Origin of the sequence: Sphingopyxis sp. RIFCSPHIGHO2_12_FULL_65_19 (assembly GCF_001830555.1) — a bacterium.
Lineage (GTDB): Bacteria > Pseudomonadota > Alphaproteobacteria > Sphingomonadales > Sphingomonadaceae > Sphingopyxis.
In genome coordinates this window covers 51,727-56,253 of the sequence record NZ_MIAM01000053.1, presented here as the reverse complement: position 1 = coordinate 56,253, position 4,527 = coordinate 51,727, and the positions used below count along the sequence as shown (strand labels likewise).

The window sequence follows — 4,527 nt, the reverse complement described above, 5'->3', positions numbered from 1 at the left end:
ATTTCAAGCGCGCGACGATGATCGAGAGCCAGTTCGGTAGCGCGGACCATCATATGGACCGCTATGAGCGGATCACGCTTAGCGAATGACTGCGTCTTAAAACGACCGATTGCGGCCGCTCTTCTCCCCTCCCGCTTGCGGGAGGGGCCGGGGGTGGGCATCGACGTTGCGATGGCCCACCCCGCTGCGACTAGCCAGCAAGCTGGCAAGTCTCGCTGCCCCTCCCGCTTGCGGGAGGGGATGGTCACGTACTTCCTAAATGCCCGCTTCCTACCGCAAAACCGACATTCGCTAATATGCGACGTCCACCGCGATCCGGAGTGTGCGCGGACGCAGCGGGGTCAGGAACCCCTCGTTACCCTCGACAAAGGGCGTGCCCAGCGAAAAGCGATTTCCGCGCGAATCGAACAGGTTGGTCAGCGTCAGCGAAAGGCCTCGGCGCTCGTCGCCGACGCGCATCGCCACGCCGGTGTCGACATAATCGCCCTGGCTTTCGCCCAGCACGGGTCCGATCCCGAGCCGGGACGGGCCGACATAATTGGCCCAGCCGTTTATGCGAAAGGCCTCTTCGCCGATGACCGTCGCATAGTTGATCGAACCGCGCACCGCATGGCTCGCCACATTGGGAATGCGGCCGAGGCGGCCGGGCGCGGCGCTGTATACGGGCAGAATCTGTGGTGACAGATCGTCGACCCGGCTGTGGTTGTAGACGGCGCCCAGCTCAAAGGTCAGGGTTTCGGTCGGACGAACGGCCAGGGCGCCCGACAGGCTGGTGATACGACCGTCGCCGATGTTGGCGGTGGTCGGGAAACCCGTGCTGTCGATGAAGTCCGCCTGGATATTGCGCCAGCGGCTGTGCGAAATCGAAACGCTGGCGTCGAACAGGCTCTGTCGCTTGTCACCGAACCGCATCCCCGCTTCCCAGGTGCGGACCTGGTCGTTCAGGAAGCGCCGCACGAAATTGCCGTCGACCGCCAGGCCGCCGGGCCGGAACCCTTCCTGGTAGCGGGCATAGAGCCGGACATTGTGCAGCGGCGTCGCGAGCAGGGAAAAGGACGGCAGGAGATCGGTTTCATTGCGCGATGCGGTCGTCGCTCGTCCCGCCTGCGACAGCGCGAAGGAAACGCCCTCTGCCTCGCCGCCCAGCCGGGCGTGCGACAGGCGAAGGCCGCCCGACGCGATCACATCGGGCAATATTTCGGCCGTTGCCTCGGCATAGCCGGTGAATTCGGTGATGCGGTTGGTGACGCCCGGCAGGATGGCACGCAGGGGGCCATAGGCATAGTCGCGCTGTTGCCGGGCGCGGTTGTCGATGAAACTCGCGCCGACGACCCAGCCCAGCCCATCCTGATAGGGGCGCGACAGGCGATTTTCGCTCGCGAACATGCGCGTCGCATTCTGCTGGTCGAGCGCGCGCGGGACATCGTTCATCGCGGTGACCTGGAGCGGTGCAAACAGGCGCTCCACATCGACGGTTCCGACCGAGGGCGGGAAGGGGGCGCCGCCGTTCGACATGTCGGCGCCCTGCCGCGCCTCGGGAAGGCTGGCGTCGAACCGCTCGAACAGGCGGTGGTCGATGAAGGCGTTGGACGACTGGAAATGCAGGCCGTCCCAATCCTTCATCACGACGACCGTGCCCATCGCGTAACGCGCGGTCGCATTTTGTTCGACCATCGAGCTGCGCGTCAGCGGCGGCCCATCCTTGTCCGCATATTGCGCATCGTCCGAGGTGATCGCCTGGTAAACGCCGCCCAAATCGACGGTCCAGCCGTCGCCTGCCTCGAACCGGAAGGTGCCGCGCCCGCCGCGCACATGGACGCGATTGACGTCATTCTGTCCGCGCAAGGGGTTGTCGATATAGCCGCCATCGGTCAGCATATAGCCGACGAGCCGGAGCGCATGGCCGTCCTCGCCGACGGGAAGATTGGCGATCGCCGCAATATCTCCGCCCGGGTCGCCATGCTGGGTGATCGAGACGCCCGCGATCGCCTGCACGGTCATCGCACGCGGATCGGGCGCCTTGGGAACGAGCCGAATGATCCCGCCGAGCGAGCCCGCACCGTAAAGCGTTCCTTGCGGCCCTTCGAGGATTTCGACAGTGTCGACATCATAGAGACGCAAATCGGGGTCGGGCGCATTGTAGCTGAGGCGGATGTCGCCCAGATATTGCCCCACGGTCGATTGGGTCGGGCCAGTGAAGCTGGAATCGGCGATGCCGCGAATGAACAGCTTGTTGCGCCCCGAACCGAGGTGGGTCGAAGACACCGTCGCGGTCCGCGACAGGATCGAATCCATCCCGCGTTCGCCCCCGAACGCCAGGTCGCCGCCCTCCAGCCGGGTCACGACGCCGGCAAAATGCGCCAGGGGAAGGTCGGTCTTGGACGCGGTGACGATGATTTCGTCCTGCGCCGCCGCGATCGTGTCCTGCGACCGTTCGGGCCCGCGCGGTGCTGGCGACTGCCGCGGCACGGGGGCGGCGCGGGCGAGGTGCGAGCGGGCGGGACGACGCTCGATACGCCAGCTTGTCGCGCTCACCCGCACGGCGCGCGCGTCCGATCCGTCGAGCAGGCGCTGGATTGCCTTTTCGACGCTCATCCGTCCGCGCACGCGCTTGACCCGCGCCTGCCACAGCTTCGCGTCGACGACGCTGATGCTGACCCCCGCCTGTCGGCTGACCACCGGCAAGACGGCCGACAAATTGCCTTTGGGCACGTCGAACGCGCGTTCTTCCGCCGCCAAAGCCTGCGCGGGCAGGCTCAGCGCAATCGCTGCGGCGAGAGAAAGGCGCAGAGGCATGGTCAGCGTGTCAATATCCAGCCTTCGCCCTGTCGTTCGGCCCTGGTGCCGGAGAGGGCAGCGAGATCGGCGATGGTGCGGCCGCGGTTCTTGTCGATGATCAGGGCGCCGCGGAACGACAATGCGCTGGCCTCGGGGGCGATGCGGACCTGCATCCCCGCGGTTCGCTTCAGATCTTCGGCCACCACGGCGAGCGGCGTCCCATTGTATACGAGCAGCCCGGTGCGCCAGCTGCCGACGTTCGCGACATCGACATCTTGGACAATAGGAGGCTGGCGGTCGCCGTCCTGCGCCGCGATTCCCTTGCCGGCAACCAGGCGGACATTGTCGCGGTCGGGGTTGTAGAGGACGATGCCTTCGGAGACCGCGACCGACGTCTGGCGATCGCGGCGCACGACATTGAAAGCGGTGCCGAGGTCGACGATCCTTGCGCCGCCCGTTTCGACGACGAAGGGGTCGTTGTCGCGGTGGACGACATGGAACATCGCTTCGCCCGTTTCCAGCCGGGCAAACCGCGGACGATCGGGGTCGATCTCGATCACCGACCCGCCGTTGATGTCGATCTTTGATCCATCGGCGAGGGTGATCGAGCGATGCTCGCCCGCCAGCGTTTCGATCCGTTCCGCATTGCCGAACAAGCCGAGGCTCGACAGGCTGACCGCGCCGACCATCGCCGCAGCGATCGCGCCGCCGAACCAAGAGCGCCGCGACGGACGAGGCGGCGTCGTGGCAATGTCGGCGATCACGGGCCGGGGCGCCGCCGGAAGCGCATCCAGATCCTGGTCGAGGCAGGCCAGCGCATCATAAACGGCGGCGTGGCCCGGGTCCTCGGCCAACCAGTCGGCAAATCCGTCCCAGTCGTCAAAGGATGGATCGCGCTGGCGGATCAGCCAGTCGATCGCGCGGGCTTCGGCGTTGGTCGGGTCAGCTTGCATCGAACTGCCTCCGAACCATGGCGAGCGCCGCATAGACCTTGCGCAAATCGGATTCGACGGTGCTCAGGCTGACCCCCATTTCGACGGCAATGTCGCGCTGGCCGATACCATCGACCCGAAATCGGCGAAAGATTTGTGCGGGGCGGTCGCCGGTCGCCGCGATCGCCGTTTCGACCAGCCGAAGCTGCTCGCGCGAGATGAGCGACGTTTCGCTGGACGGCGCATGTGTGGCGGCGGATGCTTCGCCCCATGCCTTGTCGCGCAGGTCGCGCTGCCGCGCCGAGCGGTAGCGATCGAGCATCAGATTGTTGGCGGCGCGCATGATATAGGGCAGGGGATCGGCAATCGGACCGCTTTGCCGGTCGGTCAGGCGCATCCACAGATCCTGAAACAGGTCTTCGGCCCCATCACCCGCGCCACGCACTTCCAGAAAGCGGACGATGCGGTCGCGGTTGGCGAGCAATACGCCTTCGATGCCCTGGACGGCGTCGGTTCGATCACGCGGTTCGGTCATGGATTGCTTGCTTTGGAACGCCATCTGCTGTCGGTCAGCGCCCGTTTTCCCTGCGCCATACGTCCCCCTGATGGCGCCGTCATATAGCGCGATTGACCTGCGGTGCAACCGCGGTGGGGGGAGAGCTGTGATGGCTAATGCTCGCATCGCTTTTGTCATTCATCCGGCTAGGCGAGGGGGAAGCGTGGGTAGGGGTAACGCTTCCCCCTCGCGGGCGGGGCCGGCCAGGGGGGCTAGAGGCCGACCCGCAGACTCGCACGGAAAGCCCAGCCGATGTGGCTT

Annotated in this window: 3 protein-coding genes; all 3 read right to left on the bottom strand. The window is 65.9% G+C overall.

Features of this window, described 5'->3' with window-relative positions; genetic code table 11:
• Positions 1-291: 291 nt before the first annotated feature.
• Genes A3E77_RS15170 through A3E77_RS15160 form a run of 3 tightly spaced genes read right to left on the bottom strand, consistent with a single transcriptional unit; the run spans position 292 to position 4,245 of the window.
• The gene (locus A3E77_RS15170) at positions 292-2,796 is read right to left on the bottom strand and encodes a TonB-dependent receptor domain-containing protein (RefSeq protein WP_293647423.1); all 2,505 of its coding nucleotides are present in this window, start codon (positions 2,794-2,796) and stop codon (positions 292-294) included.
• 2 nt (positions 2,797-2,798) lie between these two features.
• On the bottom strand, positions 2,799-3,731 hold the full coding sequence (locus tag A3E77_RS15165) for a FecR family protein (RefSeq protein ID WP_293647421.1): 933 nt from the start codon (positions 3,729-3,731) through the stop codon (positions 2,799-2,801).
• On the bottom strand, positions 3,721-4,245 hold the full coding sequence (locus A3E77_RS15160) for a sigma-70 family RNA polymerase sigma factor (RefSeq protein ID WP_293647419.1): 525 nt from the start codon (positions 4,243-4,245) through the stop codon (positions 3,721-3,723). Before A3E77_RS15160 ends, A3E77_RS15165 begins: the two co-directional genes overlap by 11 nt.
• Between the last annotated feature and the right edge of the window lie 282 nt (positions 4,246-4,527).

What these genes read in the sequence shown, in the direction of transcription:
- A3E77_RS15160 (WP_293647419.1), bottom strand. Translation starts at nt 4,245, where the DNA reads ATGACCGAACCGCGTGATCGAACCGACGCCGTCCAGGGCATCGAAGGC.
- A3E77_RS15170 (WP_293647423.1), bottom strand. Translation starts at nt 2,796, where the DNA reads ATGCCTCTGCGCCTTTCTCTCGCCGCAGCGATTGCGCTGAGCCTGCCC.
- A3E77_RS15165 (WP_293647421.1), bottom strand. Translation starts at nt 3,731, where the DNA reads ATGCAAGCTGACCCGACCAACGCCGAAGCCCGCGCGATCGACTGGCTG.